Raw genomic sequence first — 23,784 nt, forward strand, 5'->3', positions numbered from 1 at the left:
GCCAGTAAATACTGGCTTTTATTATAATGCTAATAATCTAGGTTTGGTTTATAAACGGTCGATAACAGCTTGAGTGAAGTCAGTAGTACCGTGACTGCCACCTAAATCGCGAGTGGTACGATCACCCGATTTAATTACGTCAGCTACAGCATTGCGGATACGCTCTGCAGTTTCGCCCATTTCTAAATGCTCTAACATTTGAATAGATGCCAAAATAACAGAGGTTGGATTTGCTAAGTTTTTACCAGCAATATCAGGTGCGCTGCCATGAACTGCTTCAAAGATTGCTGCATCTTCACCGATGTTAGCGCCAGGTGCCATACCTAAACCGCCTACTAGACCAGCACATAGATCAGATAAAATATCACCAAACAGGTTTGTAGTAACGATAACGTCAAACTCTTCAGGGCTCATTACCAGTTTCATACAGGTTGCATCAACAATCATTTCAGTTGATTCAATTTCAGGATAACGCTCAGCAACTTCACGAGCTACTTTTAAGAATAAACCTGAAGTTGATTTTAAGATGTTAGCTTTGTGAACCGCTGTCACTTTTTTACGACCTTCACGCACGGCTAGTTCGTAGGCAAAAGTAACGATTTTTTCAGCACCTTCACGGGTGATCATAGACATTGCTTGTGCTTCGTTGCCATCTTCTGATGTCACTTGGCCTAAACCTGAATACATACCTTGCGTATTTTCACGTACCGTGATGATATCAATGTCTTCATAACGTGCTTTGGTGCCAACAAATGACTTTACTGGGCGTACATTGGCGTATAAACCAAACTGCTTTCGTAATGTTACATTGATTGAAGTAAAACCTTCACCAACAGGAGTTGTTAGTGGTCCTTTAAGAGTAATTTTATTACGCGCAATAGTATCAATGGTATCTTGTGGTAATAATTCACCGGTTTTTTCTAAGGCAGCAAGACCTGCATCAACGAATTCATAATCAAAATCGCACCCTGCGGCTGTTAAGATCTCAAGGGCTGAATCAATAATACTCGGACCGATGCCGTCGCCTTTGATCACTGTGATGGTTTGTTTGGCCATGAACTTTTCCTATTACGAGTTAGAAATGCACGTAAATGTGACGCATTATTATACCAATCGACTTAAATATTTAACCATTCTAGCGTGCTAAATAAAGCGCTAACTGCGTTATGAATTTCTCAAGTAGAACAACTACATGTCGAAATTTATGCCTTGTTATCACTCTATTTATCTGTTGCTATAAATGGCTAGTAACTTAACACGATTGGTATTAAGCGATTACTTGTTAGATTATTTACGTGAATGAGTTTGAAAATACAAGCGGCTTTTATAGCAATTTATTCAACTTTTTGCCAGTAAAACCCACGAAAACGCACTAAATTAGTCACTATGTCTAATAAATATTCATACGCTATTGCTTAAACCTAGGCTTGGTAGCTGTGCATAAAAATCCTCGCTGGACTGCCAATCTAAGCGTTTTAACACTTGCTCAAAAGTGTGTGTTTGCCAACTACTTTGTATTACGTTGGGTTGATACACCTTAATAACGACGAGTTTTATTGCAACCCATAATTGTGCCTCTGCAGATAAGTGTTGTTTTTTTTGCTGCTCTGCATCTAAGAGCGCTTGTGTCCATGGATTGTCACCAAGCAATTCAAGTAAATAAGCCGATAAATGCCCACTATCATGAACCGTGACACCAAATAGCCACGCAAAGGGCATACTTACATCACTTTTAGGTGAGTGTTCATACACTGTCTTACGGCTAATTGTGGTGCTACAGTATTCAATCAAATAATTAACGTAACCATAAATAGGCAAAGCGAGGTGCTCGAACTGGTTGTGTTGATCACGACTTACCAGCTGGTTTAATAAACTTATTATTGCCTGTAAGCGTAATTGTATATGTTGCATTAATGGATGTGCTTGGTAGTTTACTAATTGCTCAAAGAGCACCCGTTGAATGATCGCTGGTGCATTGTATAAGCCGACCATTGATAAACAATGGCGTAAATCTTTGCCTGCTAGGTGCTCTTTATTATAAGGCTTCACTGCTTCACGAAGTAACTCAATTGTCGCTGGATGATTGTTGAGTAATTTAGCAAGGGCACTGTATGAGTATTCTTTTTGTATTTTAACTTGGCTTATCAGCATCAGTAATTGTTGTTTTTCAAAGTTTACAATTTCAACAGGGGGGGCTATGTGCTCATTGAACCATACGCTAAACAATAATCGCTTGTCTTTACTTGGGCGTTGTTTTGAATGTGATTCTAGCTTTGCCTTAACGCTATACCATTTGGTTTTTTGCTGCTCATGCAATGCAATTAATAAATCCCGTTGCTGGTGGTTTTTACCAATATAAGTGAGCTGCTGATCGCTATAATTAACTAAAGAGCCTGGCAGGTAAGGGCCAAAATGACCGATTAATGCTTTTAATGCTTGTTGGGCAAACAGGTTAGGAGTACGGATATAAATATCAGCCACTGCCTTATAGATATCAATATGATCATTTTGGGTACGATAGGTAATGTTCATCGCAATAATATTTGCTAACGCAACTAACGTCGTTGGTCCATCATAGATCATGATTTTTGGCGTGCTTAGCAAGGCCTGCTTATACTTATTTAAGCGCGCTAAAATACCCGCAATATGGTCAGTGGGAACGTTAGCTGATTGCAGTAATTTTACTGCTAGCTGATGACGCGACTGCCATTGCTTTTTTTCTTGTTGGGTAAGAGGTTGGCGCAGGGCCAGCTTATTAGTTTGTGTTTGCACACATAAATAGTTAGTTAAACACACACAAATAAGCAATTGGCTGATTTTACTGTCGTAACTTAAACTGCGACAAAATGCGGCGACAATGACACATTGATTGACCACTAAGTTGGTTGTATAACCTTGTGTTTCTGCATATAGAGTAAGCTGGGCTTGTAATGCATTTGGATGTGAATCATAGAGTTTATAATATTGCTCAGCCAGTTGTGTCAACAGCGGATAAATTTGTGGCCACTGACTTTTATTATGATAACGCCTTAATATTTGGTGAGTTTTTTCAAATAGGCTGGCAAGATCTTGTGCGGAGAGTGCATCCATAAGTAATTAATTACCCGCGTTGCTCAAATGCATCAAATGCACTTGGGCCCCACAAAATCAATTCGCCATTTTTAAACAGTAAACCAGTACACTCATCCATAGTCGTGATCCCATCTGATTTGATATGTTGAGTACGGTAAAAAATAATTTGCCATACTTCCTCTTTATCACGTTTCGCGAATGTTAGATCAGGACTGCCTAAATACTCTAAAACTGTGTTTAAGTTAGTCGGTGTTTCGACACTTAATTTAGCGATATAACGTTTATTGAACGCTTCTCGGTCTTGCCAGATCATCGCCTGTGGATCATCTTTATAAAAAGTAATGACCAAAGTAGCGATCAAGGCGTATACACCCAAACCTAATATGAGATAGCGAAAAACCTTCTTAAACATTGTGCACTCTTACGCTGAGACTTAAATTTAGTATACGCATAGTTCAAATCCAGTGCTACGTGAATGCGATTAATTGAGCCTTAACTGCTTTAAACTAAAGCCTAAGTTAATATCTGTACGTAAACCAACCAAATGTTTAGAGGTAATATAGTCAGCCATTCCTGTCGCTAACTTTTTACGCACCGCAGCAGAGAGCGTTTCATCCTCTACCGCCAATGTTATATCTGCGTGCTTACTAATAATCTCTTGTGCTGTTTTAGTACCAATTCCCTTAATACCCGGAATATCATTCGTTTTATCACCAGCCATTGCCCAAAGATCAATTAATCGAGCTTGCTCAACACCAAAACGTTGTACGATAGAGTGATGATCTAAATATTCTTTTTTAAAATAATCATACACATTAATATAATTATTTAAGCTAGGTAAAAACCCTTTATCAGTGGAGACAATTGTACTATATAACTGATTTTTTGCCATTTTATCGGCTAATGTCGCGATAATATCATCAGCTTCATCATTTACTGGGGCAAACACCACAATACCCGTTTGCTCAATCGCCTGTTTAAATTTATCTAATGAATTTTTCAGAGTTTCAGGCATGGGGGCACGGCTGCTTTTATATTGAGCGTAATAATGATACCGCCAGCTTTTATCACCATCAAATACAGCAATAGCATGCGTTGCTTGGGTGATCTTTATAAGTTTTTCACAAGCGTGAGCTACCCGCGCGCAGCAGGTATTTATCATTTGCTCATCACTGCCTTTGTTTTGATTACTATCAACTGCATAAATGCGCCTAATTAAATTAAGCGCATCGATTAAAAGTAACTGACCTGACACGAATACATTAACCCTTATGCTTTCACTTCATAACATGGAACATATTGACTGCCTGGGAGCTTCATCCTTCCTTGCTCAACAAATGCTTGCAGCAGTTTGTCCATGGCTTTCATTAAAGTCGGCTCACCGCTAATGATAAACCGGCCATGTTGTTTAATGGCTTGTATGCCTTCGTCTTTAACATTACCAGCAACAATACCTGAAAATGCACGGCGCAAATTAGCGGCTAGTAATTGTTTTTCTTGGTCTAAATGTAAATCAAGCCCAGCCATATTGGCATGAGTTGGCGCGAAAGGTTGCTGAAATTCATTTTCAATTTTTAACGTCCAGTTAAAGTAATATGCATCGCCCTGACTCTTGCGGTAATCACGCACATTTGCCATTGCAGATTTGAGTTTGATCCCAACTAATTCTGGGTTATCAATAATAACTTCAAATTTATCAAGCGCCTCCTTACCTAACGTCATTTCAATGAACTGGCATAATTCGCTAAAGTAATTTTCACTTTCTTTCGGCCCAGTTAAAATAACCGGTAACGACTGTTTAGCATTATCAGGGTGAAGTAAAATGCCTAGTAAATACAATAACTCTTCAGCAGTGCCAGCGCCGCCAGGGAAAATAATTATAGCGTGGGCGGTGCGTACAAAGGCTTCAAGGCGCTTTTCAATATCTGGTAAAATAACCAGTTCATTGACGATCGGATTTGGTGGCTCGGCGGCAATAATACTTGGCTCTGTTAAGCCCAAATAACGGTTATTGGTGTTGCGTTGTTTTGCATGTCCAATGGTTGCACCTTTCATTGGACCTTTCATTGCACCGGGGCCACAGCCAGTACAAATATTTAAGCCACGTAAACCAAGCTCATAACCTACTTGTTTAGTGTATTTATATTCGTTTTCATTAATGGAATGACCACCCCAGCAGACAATCATACTTGGATCGCTATTAACGCGAAGCGCTGCGGCATTACGCAACATATCAAAGACCATATGAGTAATGGCTTTTTGTTCGGTTAAATCTTTTTCGTATTTTTGACAAATAAATAAAATATCACGAATAACAGAGAAAATATGTTCGTGGATCCCAGTAATTATTTCACCATCAACAAAAGCGGTAGTCGGAGGATTGAGTAGCTCAATTTTTATGCCTCGCTCACGGCTTAGTAAGCGAATATCAAAATCTTGATATTTATTGTAAATCTCTGAGCTGGAGTCAGTATGACTGCCGACATTGAGAACAGCTAGCGCACAGTTTCTAAATAACTTATAACGCTCACTGGTAGACGATTGCTCTAATAAATCAACTTCGAGCTGCGACAGTAAATCTAACACACCTGTCGGGTTTAACTGTATTAACATAGGCGTTCTCCTTGCTATAAAAAGCACTAGGTCGGTCGCTGTTATTTATTGATACACAAGCGATCACGACCGGTATTTTTTGCTTTGTAGAGAGCATCATCGGCGCGGTCAAAAGCGCCCAATGGGGTATCACCTTTTTTAAACTGCGTGGCACCGACGGAAACTGTTATCTCTACCTGTTTATCTCTGAACTTAAACGGAATCCCTTTCACCGCTTTTCTTAGTTTTTCAAGAGGTTTTTTGGCATGCTCTAAGGGCATACCTGGCATTAATAAAACAAATTCTTCACCGCCATAGCGGGCTATAAAATCAGATTTACGAATTGACATTTGCAGCGCTTTGGCAATCACTTGTAACGTTTTATCACCCGCGCTGTGACCGTATTTATCGTTGATAGACTTAAAGTGATCAACATCAATCACCACTAAGGTGACATCGGATTCTTGTACTGCAAACAAATGAAATTCGTGATGAAAGCGTTCGTCAAATGCGGCTCGGTTTGGCAGTTTGGTAAGGCCATCAAGTAAACTTTTAAAACGTTGCTCATGCAGGCGTTTTTTATATTTAGATAATTTAGTTTCAAGGCTGCCAATGCGTTGATTGATCTCTTGAAAACTGTTTAGCAACATATCGCGATCTTGCTGCTCGAGGCGCTCTTTTTCAATTAAGTCTTCACTTAACGATTTTAATTCGTTATCAACTAAGGCTTTTAATGATGAAATTGAAGTGGCATTTTGGGTTTGTGCTGTCAGATTGTTAATTTTATCTTCAATGCGCTTATTTAATGCAGTAAATTCAGCCCCCATCGCTTCTGAATGTTTACTTGTAGAAACAATTGAGTGGTGTAATTCTTCGAGCGTTTGGTTCAATGACACTAAAAAGCTTTGTGCAGATTGACGCTCTTTACTGATATTGCTGGCAATGATGCGAATAATATCGATTGCAGAGGTCAATAAATCATCCACTGAATCGGTTTCAGAGATATTATTTTTGATGGTTTTTACTTGATCTGCAGCTTCATCTTCAAATACTAAATCATTAGCTAAATTGAGTAACTCTTTTGCTAAATTAGGTTGCACAGCAGTTTGCTGGCATTCAGGAATAGTCAGTTTTACTTGTAAGGCTTGATGATAAATCGTCACTAAACGATTTAGGAGTGGAATGAAATCCCGCGTCGATTGCACATTATTCAGTTCATGATCCAGTAAATGACGCAATGTTCTGCGTGCATCATCTGGTAACCCTTTGGTTTTCTGCAGTAACTTGCCAGCATCGAGCACACTGTTATGAAGTTCACGCTGATGTGTGGCCTGTTGTGCTTCTTGATTTTTTAGCAGTGTGAGAATTTCATCGATCTGTGGCGCGAATAATTCAAAATCCACCCCTTTAGCCAGCGCACTACGAAACTTAGCTAAGCGATTATCAAGTTCAATGTCCATCCCTTTACAGCTTAACGATAACTTAGCTGCAAAGTGTGTCAATGTGTCTACTTGATGCTTACGTGCATGTTCAACTACCATGCGAGTATCAATGGCTTGTTTAAGTTTTTTATTTAAAACTTCGAGCTGTTGTGACACTAATAGTTACCGCCATTGATTGAATCTTACATGGTTGTAAGTTTACAACAAAAATTGCACAAATGTAGTCAGTAAGTCAAAAACTTAGCATTTGTTGATGATTTTTATTCATCGAACCTATCTGCACGTGTATTTATCGCTTTTAATTCACATTTTCTATCATCATTGTTAGGCTCAGGCATAATAAAATCACTTGATATATGAATTAAGAGCCTCTATGAAAAAGTTTTTAGCATTATCGGTATTAGCCGCTTTATCTCACTCGGCATGGGCCGATGTTAATTATTCACTTGCTGTTACTCAACCTGAACATCATTTAGGCAACGTCAGCGTAGAATTTCCACAAACGGCACAAGCACATTTAGATGTAAAGTTGCCGGCTTGGCGAACAGGCCGTTACGAAATTTTGAACCTTGCAAACGGTGTGCGTTTTTTTGAAGCAACAGGCGATAATGGTAAAGCATTAGAATGGGAAAAAATTGATGCCAGTACATGGCGGGTACATTTAGATAAACCAACAGAAGTTAAAATTGATTATCAAGTGTATGCTAATGAGTTAGGTAAACGTGCGCGCCATATTGATGATAGCCACGCATTTATAGATGCATCAGGCTTTTTTATGTTTAGTGAATCATTTCGTCAAGAGCCAGTGACGGTTAAGCTAGATGTACCGAAAGCATGGCGCTCAGTATCGGGTATGGATAATGCAGGCTCAAAACATAGCTTTAAAGCCGCAGATTACGATGTATTAGTTGATTCGCCGATTGAAACGGGTATTAATGAACTCCATAAATTTGCCGTAGATGGCCGCGATTATGAATTAGTGATCTGGGGCAAGGGCAACTATGATGTTGAGCAAATGCTTGAAGATCTTAAGAAGCTGGTAGCAACAGGCAATATTATTTGGGATGCTTACCCGTATCAACGTTATGTATTTATGGTACATGCAACCTCAGGGGCAGGTGGTGCCACCGAGCATTTAAACTCAACGATTATTCAGCGTCCGCGTGACCGTTTTGGCTCGCGTGAAGACTATCTTGCTTTTATTAGCACCGCAGCACATGAATTTATCCATACTTGGAACGTAAAAGCATATAGACCTGAAGGTTTAGTTCCTTACGATTACACGCATATTAATTACGATAAACTATTATGGATAGCGGAAGGTTCAACCAGTTATTTTGAAGATCATTTAATGGTGCGCTCAGGGATTGCGACGACTGATGAATTTTTAAACGTGTTAACGAAAACCGTCAACCGTCATTTATCATCCCCTGGGCGTGAAGTACAAAGTGCCACCGAAACCAGTTTTGATAAATGGATAAATCAAGGTGGTGACCATGCGCGTAACTACAGTACTAATATTTACTCAGAAGGTTCATTGATTTCGATGGCCCTTGATATTGATTTACTTGAGAACAGCCAAGGTAAGCAAAGCTACCGTGATGTTCATCGTGCACTTTACAATCAATATAAAATGCCGCATGGCTTTACTGCAACTGACGTGAAAACTATTTTAAAACAGTTAACGGGCCGCGATTATAGCCAGTGGTGGGCAAATAATGTTGATGCACCAGCAGATATTGATTTTGACGCACTGTTTAAAAAAGTAGGCTTAGTGTTAGAGCGTCCAAAAGATGCAAAAGCCGTTGCCAGTGTTGATGCGATGGCAAAAAATACCGGTGAGTTATTAACTTTAACTCATGTGCGTCGCGATGGCGCTGCATGGCAAGCGGGTTTGACCAGCGATGACAAAATTGTGGCGATTAACAAAAAGCATATTGGTAAAGATTTAAAATCAAGCTTAGAAACATTTAAAGCAGGGGACAAAGTAACCATTGATTTTATTCGCCGAGATACATTGCAAAGCACCACGCTAACGCTAGCACAAAGCTTTGATAAAGATAAAAAGCTAGTTGCTGACAAACAGGCAACTGCACAGCAAATGGCATTATTTAAAGCATGGATGGGTGTAGAACACCCAAACCTCGTTAAAAAATAAATACTATTTAATGATGCTAGGTTATGAGTAAAAAGGAGCTGCGGCTCCTTTTTTGCATTTAGGAGTAGTGGGTAAAGCACGCTTAGTTTGGGCAATAAATGCCGCCGTTGCAAAGTGATTGTTTACCGCACTACGGAGTTGCTGACCTTTACGCGCTAAAAACGATTTCTTTTCGCGCGCATTACTACGCGATTTGATATCACTTACCTGCTCACAATCTTGGGAGAATGGATACGGTAGTAATGAATAGCCAGCGACTTGAGTTTCCCAAATATGTTGTAGATCACAATCAACAGGGCGAGCAAACGTTTTAGTGGCAGCTAATAATTGTTTCGCACCTTGATAACTGATTGCAGAAGCACAACATCCTGTCATCAACTTTTTATGGATCACTAATCGTTGCTCAAACTGCAACGGTATCTGATACGCGATTGTACGAGTACGGTTTTGATAAGCTGAGAGTTTTATTAGTTGCCAAGCAAGCGGTAATTGCTCAATATTTTTAATTGCACTATCGATACTTGAATCTAAGATAAAGTCATCTTCGAGCACAATTGCGTAATCAAGTTTTCTATCGACAATGGTTTGCCACGCTTTGCGATGGCTCAAGTAACAGCCAATCTGCCCAGCACTGAGCGGGTAGTGATATTTTTGTGTGTTGAGGCTAGGACTGTAATAAATTTCTTTTTGCGTTTGCGTAAGCATGGCGCCATCAATTGCATCTATACGCTCAAAACTTAGCCCATGTGCAGCTAATTGTCGCTGGCTGTTTGCCAATCGCTCGGTTGAGCGAGCGAGGTTGATCAAAAAAATAGCAGTCATAGTTAGGCCGTGCATTATTGATAGTATTTAAATCCTAACGATTGAAAATGACCAAATGATTGCATTGTTGTGTTGTTTTTATTGCCAATAGAGCTCGAAGAAGTATTTGTTTTCAGTATTTTGTTACACAATAGTGCGGCTATTTTGTCGCAGAAATATTGACCTTGCTAATGCTGCACGCGTAACCTGTTATAGAAACAATAAAAAGGATTAAAAAATGCGTTTAAAACCACTCATAGCATCACTTGCTATTGTAGTATCGGGCACAACATTTGCTGATGAAGGCATGTGGCAACCACACCAACTTCCTGATCTAGAATCAATTCTAAAAGCTAAAGGACTAGAAATTGACGCAAAATCGATTTCTAAATTAACCGAGTTCCCAATGAATGCTGTGATAAGCCTTGGTGGCTGTACCGCGTCATTTGTATCGCCAAAAGGGCTGGTGGTTACTAATCATCACTGTGCTTATGGTTCGATTCAATATAACTCAACACCAGAGAACAATATTTTAGAAAACGGTTTTTTAGCAACAACACCGGCTGAAGACTTACCAGCGGCACCCGGCTCTAGAGTGTATGTAACTGAAACAGTTACCGACGTGACCAAAAAAGTAATAAAAGGCACTGAAAAACTCAGCGCAAAAGCGCGCTACGACGCGCTAGAGAAAAACGAAAAAGCGTTAGTGTCAGCATGTGAAGCTGACGATAATTATCGCTGTAATGTGTATTCATTCCACGGTGGTCTAGAGTTTTACTTAATCAAATCACTAGAAATTAAAGATGTACGCTTAGCATACGCGCCTGCCATGGGCGTAGGTAAGTACGGTGGCGATATTGATAATTGGATGTGGCCGCGCCATACCGGCGACTTTTCATTTTATCGAGCATATGTAGGTAAAGACGGCAAACCGGCTGAATTTAGCGAAGATAATGTACCTTATGTGCCTGATTCATATCTAAGTGTCAGTGCTAAAGGCGTCCAAGATGGCGACTTTGTTATGGTAGCAGGCTATCCTGGGCGCACTAACCGTTACCGCATTGCTGCTGAAGTTGATTATGTATTTAATACCAGCTATCCAAAATCACGCGAGCATAATTCAAAATATGTCGCTTTGATTGAAGAAAATTCAGAAGATGGCAGCAAAGCCCGCATCGCCTACGAAAGTACTATAGCGGGCTACAACAACTATATTAAAAACTACGGTTCAATGATCGAAAGCTTTAATAAAGGCACGATGTATGAACGTAAAAAGCAATTTGAACAAGATCTAACCGCGTGGATAAACAGCGACCGTAAGCGTAAAAAACAATACGGTAAAGTGTTAAATGAATTGTCGGCGTTAGTCGCTCAATCGCAACAGCACAATGAGCGTGATCGTATGCTTGGCTATGTGCACCGCTCACAAATGATCAGTACCGCACGTAGCTTATATCGCTTAGCGTATGAGCAACAAAAACCTGATAGCGAACGTGAATCTGGCTATCAAGAACGTGATTTACCAAGACTTGAAGCCGGTTTAAAGCGCATGAGTCGCCGTTTTGATGCAAACGTTGATAAAGCCATTTTATTACATTTTTTAGAGCTGTATGCCGCGTTGCCAAAACAAGAGCATTTTGCAGAAGTTGATAAAGCCTTTAAGCTAGAAAACGGCTTTGATGCAGTAAAACACAGTGCATTGCTTTCGAAAATGTATGCTAATTCAACACTTAATGATGAAGAGGTGCGCATTGCATTATCTCAGCAATCATTTGCTGAACTTGAACAAAATCAAGACCCATTCATTCAATATGCGAAGGCGATCTTTGCCGTAATGAAAGCTGAAGAAGACAAAGACAAAGCACTTGCAGGTAAACTACAAGCGGCGCGTCCACAGCTAATGAGTGCCATCATAGCGTTTAATGAAGCACAAAATAAACCTGTGTATGCAGATGCGAATAGCACATTACGTGTAACGTATGGCACTGTTGGAGGCTATTCACCGCAAGACGGTTTGATAGCAACACCGTTTACAACACTTGAAGGGCTACTTGCAAAAAACACCAATGTTGATCCATTTAACGCGCCTGAAAAACTGCAACAGCAAATCAAGGCTAAAATATTTGGTGACTACACCGGTGGCATGAATACAGTACCGGTTAACTTTTTATCAAATGTAGACACGACTGGAGGTAACTCAGGTTCACCTACGCTAAACGGCAAAGCTGAACTGGTAGGCTTATTATTTGACGGCGTGTACGAAAGTATTATCGGCGATTGGGATTATAACCCAGCACTTAATCGTTCAATCCACGTTGATTCACGTTACATGCTGTGGGTGATGGATAAAGTAGATAACGCACAAAACCTATTAGACGAAATGAAAATCGTAAAATAAGTAATCAGTAAAATAGTAGGGCGCTTACCTTAACGGTAAGCGCCTTTTTTATTGTGTTTGTATGGTATGACGTTTATGGCTGCTAAGTGTTCTAGCAGACAACCAGCATTTAATTTTAGCTAAATAAAATTGTCGATTAAATAACCAAAGCAGGCAGTCATCATTAAGTTATTATACATTAAAGACGTTTTATACTTATAAACTGAATGATTCATATATCATATTTACTTTATTTATTATCACGGTAAAAGCTTGGTGTCATCCCTGTATTTTCTTTGAACATATGAGTAAACGCTGACGGTGACTCATAGCCAAGATAAAAGGAAATATTTGTTATGGACATTCCTTGTGATAGCTGGCTAATGGCGATTTGAATATTCAATCTTTGTCTCCATGTGGTGTAGCTTAGTCCAGTTTCTTTTTTAAATAGCCTTGATAGAGTCCGACTTGAAGCCCCAATTTTTTGTCCCCATTGCTCTAACTTATAGCTATTTGATGGCTCTTTTTCAATTAAGGATAACATGGTTAATAATCTTGAATCTTTTGGATATGGAAGCTGGAAAATTATGCTCGGAGCTAAAGATAACTTATTTAAGATCAGCCTTAATAAAAGACCATCTGCGCCAGACCAAAGGTAATCATTAGCAATATTATTTGCCTCTAGGATTAACGTTTTCAGAAAATTATTTACTCTTAAAACACAACATTTGTCAGGTAGTTCATTGAGTAAATTATTATCAAAATAAAAACTAGTTAGCTCCACTTTTGAAATGGCTGTGACCTCGTGAGCTACTCCCGGTAATACCCACACGCCTTGTTCTGGAGGAACAATATACCGATCGGTAGCAGTGGCAACGAGTAATACTCCTTTATTAGCATATACAAACTGTCCCCAACTATGACTATGCTTATCAACAACTGAATTAGCTGTTATCGAGCGACTAACAACTGTTATAGGCATACTCAATTGCTGTCTACTTTCTTTTGATGGTTTGATTTTTGAAAAGTTTGGCATTAAATCGATATATAAAGTCTTATTGTCGATATCCTACCACTGGATATTTTGTTTACAATTTATTTTTAATTAATCAGAGAAAGTATATTAATGTTAGCATTTGAATGGATATTATCATTTTTATTATTAGGAGCTTGTGTTGGTTTTGTTGCTGGATTATTAGGCGTAGGTGGCGGCGGAATACTTGTACCAATATTAACATCTATATTCTTGCTGCAAGACGTTCCTGTAGACAAGGTAGTGCACTTGGCTCTTGGAACATCAATGGCTTGTATCATCATCACATCATTTTCAAGCTTGCGAGCTCACAATAAAAAAGGTGCTGTAATTTGGAAAATAGTAAAAACGATGTCTTTTGGGATAATAGTAGGTACATTTATTTCAACTTTTATAGCTTCCTATTTAAATTCATTTTATTTAGCCATATTTTTTTCTTTGTTTATGGGGGTAATGGCTATAAATATGCTCAAACACAAGGAAGAACAAAAGTCTGTATGTAATTTTGAGGATGGAAATGTGTTCGTTTCATCTACCGGTATAGGAGCCATATCAGCGTTAGTTTCTATAGGTGGTGGCTCTTTAACGGTGCCATACCTTGTAAAGCATAATGTAGATATTAAAAAAGCAATAGGCACATCTGCGGCAATAGGTTTACCCATATCATTAGCTGGAACATTAGGTTATTTAGTTAATGGTTGGAATAATGACCTTGCTATTAACTATTCAGTAGGGTTTATTTATTTGCCTGCGGCAGTATTAATATCTATAACTAGTTTTTTTACGGCCCCTTATGGTGTAAAAGCGGCTCATTATTTACCTGTACAGGTACTAAGAAAAATTTTTGCATTCTTACTAATATTACTCAGCGTGAAGATGCTTTTATCTGTGATCTAAACGACCAGCGTAAAGTAAAAAATAAAAAAGGCCTGGCAAATATTTTTAGGCAGGCAGATTTAACTTCAATATAAGAATGTTATTTAAATCCATAAATGAGTAAACTACAGTGTTTTTGATTGACTTAACACGAGAAGATAAGTCAGCAGTAAATGTGAATAAATCTTAGATCTGGCTTACGATAGTTCTAAAAACGACTTAAATAGAAAGAGGATAGTTATGAAGTACCCCTTCTCAATCAGAATATTTCATTGGGTGAGTGCTGCTCTCATCTTAGGTTTACTTATATTGGGTATTTATATGACACCTTATGATGAAAGTAACATGCCTTTCGCAGATGGTCTTTATTTTTGGCACAAATCGTTTGGCGTATTGATGTTCTTAATTGTTATTTTTCGCTTTTATAATAGAAAAAAACATACCTTACCTGAACTGCCGAGTACACTACCAAAACATGAAAAATTCGCAGCCCATGTTGTGCATAAAGGTTTGTATTTATTGATGATAATCATACCGCTCATTGGATATATTCAATCGAGTTCTTATGAATACAGTGGTGGAGTGCCCTTTTTTATCATGTATTTGCCAGAAATTATCACAAAAGATGCGACAGTATTTGCAGTATCAAATTTTTTGCACCGTTGGTTGTCATATCTTTTTATTTTATTGCTTACATGTCATATCCTAGGTGCCTTGAAGCATCGCTTTTTTGATAAAGAAAATGACGTATTAAATAGAATTATTTAATTGAAAATAAAAAAGACCTGACACATATTTTTAGATAAATATTTTTGTTAAATAATGCTGTATTTTACGATGTGTTCGTCGTGCTTTTGTCTGTGCAGAAGTGTCTAAATTTGAGAGACAAGATGAAAAATAGGATAACTTTGCATCTTGCCTGTTATTTTTGTAACTAGTCTTCAATAATTATTGACCGCATTGCAGAGGATCTTCGCCGTATTCGTTATTGCCTCTCGTTTCCTTAGTTGTGCCTAAGTAAAAAACAGAGATAAGCACCCCAACGACAGGAATAAAGTGCAACATGCTGTGCCAAGCGCTTTTGTTGCAGTCGTGCCAACGCTTAATGCTGATGGCCAATACTACCCATGTAATAACTAAAGATATAATTAATAAAAGCGAAATAGCAAAAAAATATATATCGTGAATATTATACCTATACACATTATTTAAGTTTAGCCATGTGTCTGTTAACGAATACAGCATGGGCGTAGTAAGGGCTGAGATAATAAATATCATAAACCAATATTGCATTCTAGAAATTCGCCCTTTGAACGAAAATAAAATATTATTTAGGTTGACATTAAAGGTGCTCTTTATAAAGAAAATAAATAGGAACATTAATAGTGCAAACTTAGCAAATCCATCAAGCATCGGTAGTAAGGTGAAATGAAAAATAGCTTGTAATTCAAAAGACCTAGTTAAATATGTATCACGGAAGAAGGTCATATAACCTTCTTCCGTGATGTCAGAAAGAAAAATGACACAGCAGCAATTAACCAACCTCGTGCAAAAAATGGCTTAAAAAAACATACCACTAAAAAAACAATAACAATGAGCGTTATTTCGCTACAGAGCTTCATTAACAACAAAAAGTTGAAAGGAGTCTGAACATCAATCATATATTAAATACTCTTCTAAATTTAGGAGGTCAAATTAATATAAGCAGTGGTTAAATACCACAAGTTGAAACTATTTATAACTCTCCCTTTACTAAAAAACGTACAGAGTGATCCTTTTCAATTTGATTCTGTACAAAATGAATTAGCACTAAACTACGGTATTCAATGCCAACTTAGGGAACTAAAAAGGTCAAATCCAACTTCAAATATCACTATTACTGGCCGTCCATAATTGGCAAACAGTAAATTTCAGATGTTAAGGGTGTTAGTGTTTTAACGCGCTAAATTAGGTTTAATAGATACATAACAAACACTGGACAAGGCAGGAATGACTTAGAAAAAGCAAACACACCATTATAATGTAGCTAAGCCACTCAAAGGATAATTATTAAGCCATAGCATACGGATATATCGAGTAGGTCACGCCTTTATTTAACAAGTAACACTAAAATAGAAAAATATTATGCACTAGCCATATCTGGTATAATAAAACCCACATTACGCAAGGACTATATATTTTGAAAATTCTTAAGTACGCATTATTGTTTTTATTTACATCATTAATATTACTTATTATTTTTGGAGTAAGTAAATGCAAATATGAAGAAATATCAGAACGGGTAACAACTGGTAGTGGTTATGGTTTTTCAATTGATGACTCTTTTAGTTCGGCTATTGGTGGTTTGAAAAAAATCCCCGAAGAGTATCCTAATTCATTGTTACATGTTATGCATGCACAAGAAAGTTTATCTTCTACTGTTCCATGGGGAGCAATTGATGAATTACATCCAAGTGAAAGGTTATTTATTATTTATGATACCAACTCAAATTATTTAGACTTTTTAGATATTAGCTTTAAAAATAATAAAGTCTTTGAAATAGAACGAGGAAAATTTTGTGCGTTAAACCCTACATTTAAGCAATCTCACCGCTTAATTGCAGATTTACTAGGTATAGATTATTAATATAACATCGATATTTAATACAACAGTAATAGCAAACACAGCGTCACCCAAAGGGCGCTAAAAATTGACCTACACTCTTTCATTGCAGTTGGCAGATCAAATAGTTGAAAGTACTTTAATGCAAAGCGCTTTTTGTATTTGTATTGATTATATTTGCTATGCCTTATTTGTTAGGCATTTCATCTTCAGTTTGAAAAACTGATTCAGCAGTTTTTTCTGCATTGCTTAGCGTTTATTGTGAATACTTAAATCGAATTTAGAGGATTAAAACAACACTCTTTTTCTAGATCTGCGATTCATTCAAATCAGCCTTTATGGAAAGAATAATTTTCTCAACATCTTTGAATATATTTCATGTGCACTTTATAACCAATAAATGCTAGCTTAGTGGCAAATTAATTGAAGGAAATAATTATGAAACTTGAGTCTTTAGCGTTGCACCATGGTTATGAATCTGAAGCCACGACTAAATCGGCAGCAGTTCCGATTTATAACACCTCTTCTTACACGTTTGATAATACCCAGCATGGTGCTGATTTATTCGATTTAAAAGTGCCGGGTAATATTTATACCCGTATTATGAACCCGACCAATGCGGTGCTTGAACAGCGTATTGCGGCGATGGAAGGCGGCATTGGTGCGCTTGCTGTGGCCTCTGGTATGGCGGCCATCACTTACGCAATTCAATGTTTGTGTGAAGTGGGCACTAATATTGTCAGTACCAGCCAAGTGTATGGTGGTACTTATAACTTATTTGCCCATAGTCTACCGCGCCAAGGTATTGAAGCGCGGATGATTAAAGCCGATGATTTTGACGGCTTTGAAAACGCGATTGATGAAAACACCCGTGCGGTTTTTTGTGAGTCGATTGGTAACCCTGCGGGGAATATTGTTGATATCGCTCGATTAGCTAAAATAGCCCATAGCAAAGGCGTGCCGCTGATTGTTGATAACACGGTAGCAACGCCGTATTTATGCCGGCCATTTGAGTTGGGTGCCGATATTGTGGTGCATTCGCTTACTAAATATATTAACGGCCATGGTACCGCGATTGGCGGCATAATTGTTGATTCGGGTAAGTTTGACTGGAAAGCCAATGCCACTCGTTTTGCGATGATGAATGAGCCTGATCCGTCGTATCATAATGTGGTTTATACCGATGCTTTTGCTGAAGCGGCGTTTATTGGTCGCTGCCGTGTTGTTCCACTTAGAAATACCGGTGCGGCACTTGCGCCTAAAAACGCCTCTGACATTTTAATTGGTCTTGAAACTTTAGGGCTAAGAATGCAGCGCCACTGTGAAAACGCGCAACAGCTTGCTGAATACCTAGAGAACCATCCTAAGGTGCTTTGGGTTAATTACGCAGGGTTAGCGTCAAGTCCCTATAACGCAATGAGTAAAACAACCACTAGTGGCAAAGCGTCTGGTATTTTAAGCTTTGGGATAGCGGGTGGCCTTGAAGCTGGCACTCGCTTTATTGATGCACTGAATATGATTTTACGTTTGGTAAATATCGGTGATGCAAAGTCACTGGCTTGCCACCCAGCATCAACCACGCATCGACAATTAAATGATGAAGAATTGGCGAACGCAGGGGTTAGCCGCGATTTAATTCGTTTATCAGTGGGTATTGAAAACATCGACGATATCATTGCTGATGTAAGCCAAGCGCTCGATAAAGCTTAGTAATGTTAGCTACAGGGGTAAAGCGTGATCCACATTAATGTTTAAACATGCATTTTATGTTTTGCTTGTAAGGTAGGTTTTATTTATGACCTACCGCACAAATTTACGTTTATATTCGTATATTGATTTAAATAAAATGGAGTGCCAGTACATGAAACTATTAATTTTTTTAGGTTCAGTTCGAAAAAGTTCGCCACCTAAGCCGGCACGTCTCGGTGAAAGAGTTGCCAAAGCATGCCAACGCTGTTTGCTTGAGCAATACAGTGACCACGATATTGAACTGATAGATCCGCTAGACTACGATCTGGACCCTATATTTAAACCGCACTTTGCTTATTCACAAGCCGAGGTGCCTAAAAAACTCGATGACCTAGCGGAAAAAATTAAAGCCAGCGATGGTTTTATTATGGTCAGCCCTGAGTACAATCATTCAATGAGTCCAGCATTGGCTAATCTATTAAACCATTTTGGTAGCTCTTTATTTGCTTACAAACCCAGCGTTATTGTTACGTATTCTGCGGGGCAGTGGGGTGGCGTTCGTGCCGCTGTTGGGATGCGCAGTTTTTTAAGTGAACTTGGGTGTTTGCCGGTGTCGGCTATGATCCATGTGCCAAAAGCGCAAGATGTATTTATTGAAAGTGGTGAAACAAACAAAGAGGCAGAGCAAGCATCATGGCGCGAATATTTTTCGCGGTCGTTTAATCAGTTACTGTGGTGGGCTGAGGCAGCAAGTAAGCAACGTGAGCAGCTTGACCCTAAGCAATTAATTAAAGACTTTAAACGCGACCCGTCGCAACGCAATGCACCTTAATAATAAGCTATGGGGTATTAGCATCCTCTCTTGGAGTATCTAAAATAGCTTGTTTCTCTTGGTCTGATAAAATGATCCAGTCAAATATTTCGTCGCTAGTTCGGCCGCAGCCGCTGCAATAGCCTTTGAGACGGTGGCATTTCCCAATGCAGTCGGTTTTTAATAGCGATGAACTTTTTTGGGGTGTTGAATTCATAAATCCTTAGCCAAGTAGGTCAACATTTGCTGACCTGTTTTATGGTTTTAATGCTATTTATTTGCTACCGATTTACCTACTTCAAATGAGGTAGACCAAGGCGTTGAGCGAGATAAAGTTTTTCCGGTATGAATTGAAATAGCTGGGTTTTTTTCATCAAGTACAAAGGTAGTGCGTAATGAATCAGCAGATTCTTTTTGTTGTTCGTGCCAGTTATTTTGCGCTAAACAAGCTCGGGTGAAATCAACAGCCTTTTGATGAATGGCCACCGCTTGCGTTTGTTCTTGGTAATTATCTTGGCAACGATAAGTCACTGTATCGGCATCCAAAGCACTGATTTGGCATGCTTCACCAACGAGATTGTATTTAGCTGTCCAGGTTTCTGCGTACTTTGTATTCACGCGGGTACGCTTTAACACCTCAAAACGTGAGTCGTAGGCTGCTAATAAACCATTGATTTTTTCACAAGGCGTGAGGTTATCAATACTTGCTTTTTGCTCTGTTGTTAAGCTGCTACAACCTGATAAAATAAGGCCTGTTAATAATACCGATAAATACTTTTTCATAGTGGACTATCCTTTTGTGATAGCTAATCCTTCGAAGTTGCTTAAAGGATACCTAAGGGCTTGAAAAAATGCCATTAAAGACGTGAAAATAAAATCATTGCATGACTTATATCAAACGTTTTTAGCGTAATATTTCAAAATTATTTGCATCAAAACTAAGTATTACTTTAAGCAAACGCGGCCACTTATAGATTTTGAACAGGTACATTTTTTATTGTTACGCTACCTGAACCATCAGCAAGTAAAGTAAAACTGCCTGCTTTGTTAACATAAATGCCACCAGAGCCATCGGTTACTGTGACTTTACCGACAATGTTTTGCACATCGATATTACCCGACCCATCATGAATAATTACATCACCTTGAGTGTTTGCCAGTTCAATACTGCCCGAGCCGTCATGGATGTTTACACTGTCAGTAATATTGCTCGCAGTGATTGCACCTGAGCCATCTTCAATGGTTAATTGACCCGAAATATTATTGATTATAATTGCGCCAGAACCATCATGAATGCTAGTTTCAGCTGCATTTTCAATCGAGATCTCGCCTGATCCATCGGTAATATCAAGCAAGAATGTTGCTGGTAGCGACACCGTTAGATCTATGCGCGTATGATCTTCACTGTGGTTATCACAATTATTCGCAGTTAATTTTGCTGAGTTGCCACTTTTATCTAAAGTAAGGCAGTAGTTGTCATGCGCTTCATATTGATAAATTTCAGCCTTTACCGTCACAGTGTCGGTATTACTGCCTACGATATGTAAAAAGCCCGAACCGGCTTCAACGTTTAATGCTGATAGTGATTGAGCATCAAGGGTAAGCTTTTTTGTGTCTTGTAGTGTCATCTCGTTATTCCAAGCCAAAGTTTGAGTTGATAGCAGTACAGTGCCAATCAGAGTCAATCGTGTGAATGCGTTAATCATTATTATTCCCTTTCATTTTTGTGGTGTTTTTAGTTTAGTCGTATAGAGCGACTAAAAAGGTTTAAAGGGGATTTGATAATTTTTATTTTAATGCGAAAGTTTGATGCGCTTTGCTTAACTACGGTATATGAATTTACGCCCGAGAAAGTACGAAGTCTTAGGCAACAAAATAATCTTTCCCAACCTGTATTCGCTTGCTATTTTAATGTTAGTGATAACGAGTGAGGAAATGGAACAAGGTGAAAGTAAACCAAGAGGCGCAGCGTTAAAAATGCTCTCACTGCCAGAAAATAAAGCTCTTGCAGCAATAGCGTGATTTAGACTTTAAAAGCTGACTTGGATGCAGTCTAGCCTTTCATATTCCGCAGCTGCATTTTCTGTTTTAACTATTTTATTTTAAAAGACTTTTTGCTTGGTATTCAGCGCGGCGCCTCTTAGCCTTTTTGTAAACAACTTACTTAAAGGTCTTTAAACAAAGCGCTGAGCAAACTCAGCGCTTAATAAACAAGAGCAGATAAACTTACTTATGTCTTCCTTGCAAACATGCAACGACGTCTTGTAGCTCTAGACCTTGGCGCTGTAGCAATACGATTAAGTGATATATCAAATCAGCGGATTCATTGGTTAGCTCTTCGTTATCATGTTTCATTGCAGCTAAAGCGACCTCAACGCCTTCTTCCCCCACTTTTTGACAACTGCGGCTTAAATCTTTAGCAAACAAAGAGGCGGTGTAGCTTTTTTCAGGGTCGTCGTTTTTACGCGATACAATCACTTGCTCAAGCTGCGCTAAGAAGCTTAGGCTTGGTTTTGCAGCATCACCAAAACAACTTTGTGTGCCTAAGTGACAAGTTGGCCCAAGTGGGTTAGCCAGCACTAAAATAGAGTCATAGTCGCAATCAGTATGGACAGACACTACTTCTAAGTAATTCTCAGAGGTTTCGCCTTTGGTCCATAAACGGTTTTTTGAACGCGAGTAAAACGTCACCTTTTGCTTTTCAAAGGTGACTTCCAGCGATTCTTGATTCATAAAGCCTTGCATTAAAATAACACCAGTACGGGCATCTTGCACGATGGCAGGGATCAATTCGCTTTTAGCAAAATCAACTTGGGTAAGGTTTTGTTTGGTTAGTTGCATAGTCGCGCCGCCACTTGGTTATCTATTAAATATTGTTTTAATTCGCCGATGTTGATCACATTTTTGTGAAATACGCTAGCTGCCAGTGCGCCATCAACGTGGCTTTGTTTAAATACATCGACAAAATCTTGCATGGTGCCAGCACCGCCTGAGGCGATAAGTGGAATATCACACAAAGCACGTATTTTAGACAGCTGCTGGTTATCGTAACCATTGCGCACGCCATCTTGGTTCATGCAGTTGAGTACGATTTCGCCTGCGCCTAAGTCTTGCACGCGTTTTACCCATTCTTGCGTTTTATAACGGGTGCGGCTTGACGCATTAGGATCGCCAGTAAGCTGATACACTAAATACTCGCCAGTTACTTCATCGTAAAAGCTATCAATGCCGACAACGACACATTGTTTACCAAACTCATCATGTAGTTCTTTGATAAGCTCAGGACGGGCAATAGCAGGGCTGTTTATACTGATTTTATCAGCGCCGCGTTCTAATACGCGTGCTGCATCAGCCACTGATTTAATACCACCTGCAACACAAAATGGAATATCAATATGACGTGCTATGCTCTCTACCCAGTTTACATCGAGAAGGCGTTTTTCAACACTGGCGCTAATTTCATAAAATACCAGTTCGTCAGCACCGGCTTCGCTATACGCTTTAGCCATTGTTAATATGTCGCCAACCACTTCGTGGCCTTTAAATTTAACGCCTTTGACTACTTGGCCGTCTTTAACGTCTAAACACGGGATTATGCGTTTTGATAACATGCCAACGCCTCCTCTACATTAAATGCGCCATCAAGCAGTGACTTACCTAATATAACACCGCCTACGCCAAGCTCTTTGAGCTTTTTAATGTCATCAAGCGAGCTTACACCCCCAGAGGCTTGTACTTTAATATTGCTATTGTGTTTTATTAAGTCTTCATATAATGCAAATGAAGGACCAGTCATGGTGCCGTCTTTACTGATGTCCGTGCATAGAAAATCAATTACACCCAGTGCTACATAAAAATCGACTAATTCAAATAAGCCGAATTCTGATTCACTTAACCAACCGTGGGTGGCAGGTGCCCAGCCATTGTCGGTTTTATTAACGTCGAGGGCGATAACAAAGTGCTTGGCACCGAATTTTTCAATCCAGCTTTTTACTTCATCACGTTTTTCAACCGCCATAGAGCCAATTACTACTTGGTTAGCACCGGCTTTAAGCCAGTCGCTTACGTCTTGTTCAGTACGAATACCGCCACCAACTTGATACGGTACGTTAAGTACTTTGGTGGCTGCTTGAATGTGTTGCCATTGTTTTTTATTAGGATCGCGTGCGCCTTCTAAATCAACAAGGTGTAATTTACCTGCGCCGCTTTGTGCATACTCTTGTAAGCGCGCACCAAGCTCAAACGGGTAAAACTGTGCAGTATCGTATTTACCTTGATATAAGCGCACAATTTGATTTTGTAATACATCTAATGCTGGAATAATCACTTGA

22 protein-coding genes are annotated in these 23,784 nt (G+C 39.0%); 7 read left to right on the top strand and 15 right to left on the bottom strand.

Annotation, left to right across the window (positions count from 1 at the left end; genetic code table 11):
- Positions 1 to 48 precede the first annotated feature (48 nt).
- From PSR9079_RS01615 to PSR9079_RS01640, 6 genes are all read right to left on the bottom strand, one after another.
- The gene (locus PSR9079_RS01615) at positions 49 to 1,056 is read right to left on the bottom strand and encodes an isocitrate dehydrogenase (RefSeq protein WP_149980183.1); all 1,008 of its coding nucleotides are present in this window, start codon (positions 1,054 to 1,056) and stop codon (positions 49 to 51) included.
- A gap of 345 nt (positions 1,057 to 1,401) precedes the next feature.
- The gene (locus tag PSR9079_RS01620; RefSeq protein WP_149980184.1) at positions 1,402 to 3,090 is read right to left on the bottom strand and encodes a hypothetical protein; all 1,689 of its coding nucleotides are present in this window, start codon (positions 3,088 to 3,090) and stop codon (positions 1,402 to 1,404) included.
- A gap of 10 nt (positions 3,091 to 3,100) precedes the next feature.
- Positions 3,101 to 3,484 carry a DUF3192 domain-containing protein gene (locus PSR9079_RS01625; RefSeq protein ID WP_149980185.1) on the bottom strand — a complete coding sequence of 128 codons (384 nt, stop codon included), beginning with the start codon at positions 3,482 to 3,484 and terminating at the stop codon, positions 3,101 to 3,103.
- Positions 3,485 to 3,553: 69 nt separating this feature from the next.
- A complete protein-coding gene (xni, locus tag PSR9079_RS01630; protein WP_149980186.1) occupies positions 3,554 to 4,327 on the bottom strand; it encodes a flap endonuclease Xni in 774 nt (257 codons plus the stop codon).
- A gap of 14 nt (positions 4,328 to 4,341) precedes the next feature.
- Complete coding sequence (gene ppnN / locus PSR9079_RS01635) at positions 4,342 to 5,685, bottom strand: nucleotide 5'-monophosphate nucleosidase PpnN (RefSeq protein WP_149980187.1); 1,344 nt, start codon at positions 5,683 to 5,685, stop codon at positions 4,342 to 4,344.
- A 41-nt stretch (positions 5,686 to 5,726) separates the two neighbouring features.
- Positions 5,727 to 7,262 (bottom strand): GGDEF domain-containing protein, encoded by a 1,536-nt coding sequence (locus PSR9079_RS01640; RefSeq protein ID WP_342799423.1) that lies wholly within the window; start codon positions 7,260 to 7,262, stop codon positions 5,727 to 5,729.
- Between the two features lie 217 nt (positions 7,263 to 7,479).
- Between PSR9079_RS01640 and PSR9079_RS01645 the strand changes: the two genes are divergently transcribed.
- On the top strand, positions 7,480 to 9,264 hold the full coding sequence (locus PSR9079_RS01645; RefSeq protein ID WP_149980188.1) for a M61 family metallopeptidase: 1,785 nt from the start codon (positions 7,480 to 7,482) through the stop codon (positions 9,262 to 9,264).
- A 21-nt stretch (positions 9,265 to 9,285) separates the two neighbouring features.
- On the opposite strand, the gene PSR9079_RS01650 is transcribed toward PSR9079_RS01645, so the two are convergent.
- Complete coding sequence (locus tag PSR9079_RS01650) at positions 9,286 to 10,086, bottom strand: glycosyltransferase family 25 protein (protein WP_149980189.1); 801 nt, start codon at positions 10,084 to 10,086, stop codon at positions 9,286 to 9,288.
- Positions 10,087 to 10,303: 217 nt separating this feature from the next.
- Between PSR9079_RS01650 and PSR9079_RS01655 the strand changes: the two genes are divergently transcribed.
- Entirely contained in the window at positions 10,304 to 12,463 is a 2,160-nt protein-coding gene (locus PSR9079_RS01655) for a S46 family peptidase (RefSeq protein WP_149980190.1), read from the top strand.
- Positions 12,464 to 12,692: 229 nt separating this feature from the next.
- On the opposite strand, the gene PSR9079_RS01660 is transcribed toward PSR9079_RS01655, so the two are convergent.
- Positions 12,693 to 13,478, bottom strand: a complete 786-nt coding sequence (locus PSR9079_RS01660; protein WP_149980191.1) for an AraC family transcriptional regulator — start codon at positions 13,476 to 13,478, stop codon at positions 12,693 to 12,695.
- A 90-nt stretch (positions 13,479 to 13,568) separates the two neighbouring features.
- Between PSR9079_RS01660 and PSR9079_RS01665 the strand changes: the two genes are divergently transcribed.
- Complete coding sequence (locus PSR9079_RS01665) at positions 13,569 to 14,372, top strand: sulfite exporter TauE/SafE family protein (RefSeq protein ID WP_149980192.1); 804 nt, start codon at positions 13,569 to 13,571, stop codon at positions 14,370 to 14,372.
- Positions 14,373 to 14,591: 219 nt separating this feature from the next.
- Complete coding sequence (locus tag PSR9079_RS01670; protein WP_149980193.1) at positions 14,592 to 15,119, top strand: cytochrome b; 528 nt, start codon at positions 14,592 to 14,594, stop codon at positions 15,117 to 15,119.
- Between the two features lie 180 nt (positions 15,120 to 15,299).
- Here PSR9079_RS01670 and PSR9079_RS01675 read toward each other — a convergent pair whose 3' ends face one another.
- Positions 15,300 to 15,839, bottom strand: coding sequence for a DUF805 domain-containing protein (locus tag PSR9079_RS01675; RefSeq protein WP_149980194.1), 540 nt, complete (start codon positions 15,837 to 15,839; stop codon positions 15,300 to 15,302).
- A gap of 691 nt (positions 15,840 to 16,530) precedes the next feature.
- On the opposite strand from PSR9079_RS01675, the gene PSR9079_RS01680 reads away from it, so the two are divergent.
- The 3 genes from PSR9079_RS01680 to PSR9079_RS01690 all read left to right on the top strand — a co-directional run bounded on the left by PSR9079_RS01680 (position 16,531) and on the right by PSR9079_RS01690 (position 19,474).
- Positions 16,531 to 16,977 (top strand): hypothetical protein, encoded by a 447-nt coding sequence (locus PSR9079_RS01680; RefSeq protein WP_149980195.1) that lies wholly within the window; start codon positions 16,531 to 16,533, stop codon positions 16,975 to 16,977.
- Positions 16,978 to 17,391: 414 nt separating this feature from the next.
- Positions 17,392 to 18,663: an O-acetylhomoserine aminocarboxypropyltransferase/cysteine synthase family protein gene (locus PSR9079_RS01685; protein WP_149980196.1), complete on the top strand. Its 1,272-nt coding sequence runs from the start codon at positions 17,392 to 17,394 to the stop codon at positions 18,661 to 18,663.
- A 151-nt stretch (positions 18,664 to 18,814) separates the two neighbouring features.
- Positions 18,815 to 19,474: an NADPH-dependent FMN reductase gene (locus PSR9079_RS01690; protein WP_149980197.1), complete on the top strand. Its 660-nt coding sequence runs from the start codon at positions 18,815 to 18,817 to the stop codon at positions 19,472 to 19,474.
- 7 nt (positions 19,475 to 19,481) lie between these two features.
- Here the strand turns inward: PSR9079_RS01690 and PSR9079_RS01695 are convergent, their stop codons facing one another.
- The 6 genes from PSR9079_RS01695 to PSR9079_RS01725 form a co-directional block, all read right to left on the bottom strand.
- The gene (locus PSR9079_RS01695; RefSeq protein ID WP_149980198.1) at positions 19,482 to 19,670 is read right to left on the bottom strand and encodes a DUF1289 domain-containing protein; all 189 of its coding nucleotides are present in this window, start codon (positions 19,668 to 19,670) and stop codon (positions 19,482 to 19,484) included.
- A gap of 53 nt (positions 19,671 to 19,723) precedes the next feature.
- Positions 19,724 to 20,236 carry a hypothetical protein gene (locus PSR9079_RS01700; RefSeq protein ID WP_145235753.1) on the bottom strand — a complete coding sequence of 171 codons (513 nt, stop codon included), beginning with the start codon at positions 20,234 to 20,236 and terminating at the stop codon, positions 19,724 to 19,726.
- A gap of 185 nt (positions 20,237 to 20,421) precedes the next feature.
- Positions 20,422 to 21,159, bottom strand: a complete 738-nt coding sequence (locus PSR9079_RS01705; protein WP_149980199.1) for a DUF4097 family beta strand repeat-containing protein — start codon at positions 21,157 to 21,159, stop codon at positions 20,422 to 20,424.
- A gap of 520 nt (positions 21,160 to 21,679) precedes the next feature.
- Positions 21,680 to 22,294: a bifunctional phosphoribosyl-AMP cyclohydrolase/phosphoribosyl-ATP diphosphatase HisIE gene (gene hisIE / locus PSR9079_RS01715; RefSeq protein WP_149980200.1), complete on the bottom strand. Its 615-nt coding sequence runs from the start codon at positions 22,292 to 22,294 to the stop codon at positions 21,680 to 21,682.
- Entirely contained in the window at positions 22,285 to 23,064 is a 780-nt protein-coding gene (hisF, locus tag PSR9079_RS01720) for an imidazole glycerol phosphate synthase subunit HisF (RefSeq protein WP_149980201.1), read from the bottom strand. The genes hisIE and hisF overlap by 10 nt, the downstream gene beginning before the upstream one ends.
- Complete coding sequence (locus PSR9079_RS01725; RefSeq protein WP_149980202.1) at positions 23,046 to 23,780, bottom strand: 1-(5-phosphoribosyl)-5-[(5-phosphoribosylamino)methylideneamino] imidazole-4-carboxamide isomerase; 735 nt, start codon at positions 23,778 to 23,780, stop codon at positions 23,046 to 23,048. The genes hisF and PSR9079_RS01725 overlap by 19 nt, the downstream gene beginning before the upstream one ends.
- Between the last annotated feature and the right edge of the window lie 4 nt (positions 23,781 to 23,784).

The organism is Pseudoalteromonas rhizosphaerae (genome assembly GCF_902498845.1).
GTDB classification, from domain to species: Bacteria; Pseudomonadota; Gammaproteobacteria; order Enterobacterales; family Alteromonadaceae; genus Pseudoalteromonas; species Pseudoalteromonas rhizosphaerae.

Coding starts and splice junctions, on each gene's coding strand:
- PSR9079_RS01615 (WP_149980183.1), bottom strand. CDS start 1,056: ATGGCCAAACAAACCATCACAGTGATCAAAGGCGACGGCATCGGTCCG.
- PSR9079_RS01620 (WP_149980184.1), bottom strand. CDS start 3,090: ATGGATGCACTCTCCGCACAAGATCTTGCCAGCCTATTTGAAAAAACT.
- PSR9079_RS01625 (WP_149980185.1), bottom strand. CDS start 3,484: ATGTTTAAGAAGGTTTTTCGCTATCTCATATTAGGTTTGGGTGTATAC.
- ppnN (WP_149980187.1), bottom strand. CDS start 5,685: ATGTTAATACAGTTAAACCCGACAGGTGTGTTAGATTTACTGTCGCAG.
- PSR9079_RS01645 (WP_149980188.1), top strand. CDS start 7,480: ATGAAAAAGTTTTTAGCATTATCGGTATTAGCCGCTTTATCTCACTCG.
- PSR9079_RS01650 (WP_149980189.1), bottom strand. CDS start 10,086: ATGACTGCTATTTTTTTGATCAACCTCGCTCGCTCAACCGAGCGATTG.
- PSR9079_RS01655 (WP_149980190.1), top strand. CDS start 10,304: ATGCGTTTAAAACCACTCATAGCATCACTTGCTATTGTAGTATCGGGC.
- PSR9079_RS01660 (WP_149980191.1), bottom strand. CDS start 13,478: ATGCCAAACTTTTCAAAAATCAAACCATCAAAAGAAAGTAGACAGCAA.
- PSR9079_RS01665 (WP_149980192.1), top strand. CDS start 13,569: ATGTTAGCATTTGAATGGATATTATCATTTTTATTATTAGGAGCTTGT.
- PSR9079_RS01670 (WP_149980193.1), top strand. CDS start 14,592: ATGAAGTACCCCTTCTCAATCAGAATATTTCATTGGGTGAGTGCTGCT.
- PSR9079_RS01675 (WP_149980194.1), bottom strand. CDS start 15,839: ATGACCTTCTTCCGTGATACATATTTAACTAGGTCTTTTGAATTACAA.
- PSR9079_RS01685 (WP_149980196.1), top strand. CDS start 17,392: ATGAAACTTGAGTCTTTAGCGTTGCACCATGGTTATGAATCTGAAGCC.
- PSR9079_RS01690 (WP_149980197.1), top strand. CDS start 18,815: ATGAAACTATTAATTTTTTTAGGTTCAGTTCGAAAAAGTTCGCCACCT.
- PSR9079_RS01695 (WP_149980198.1), bottom strand. CDS start 19,670: ATGAATTCAACACCCCAAAAAAGTTCATCGCTATTAAAAACCGACTGC.
- PSR9079_RS01700 (WP_145235753.1), bottom strand. CDS start 20,236: ATGAAAAAGTATTTATCGGTATTATTAACAGGCCTTATTTTATCAGGT.
- PSR9079_RS01705 (WP_149980199.1), bottom strand. CDS start 21,159: ATGATTAACGCATTCACACGATTGACTCTGATTGGCACTGTACTGCTA.
- hisIE (WP_149980200.1), bottom strand. CDS start 22,294: ATGCAACTAACCAAACAAAACCTTACCCAAGTTGATTTTGCTAAAAGC.
- hisF (WP_149980201.1), bottom strand. CDS start 23,064: ATGTTATCAAAACGCATAATCCCGTGTTTAGACGTTAAAGACGGCCAA.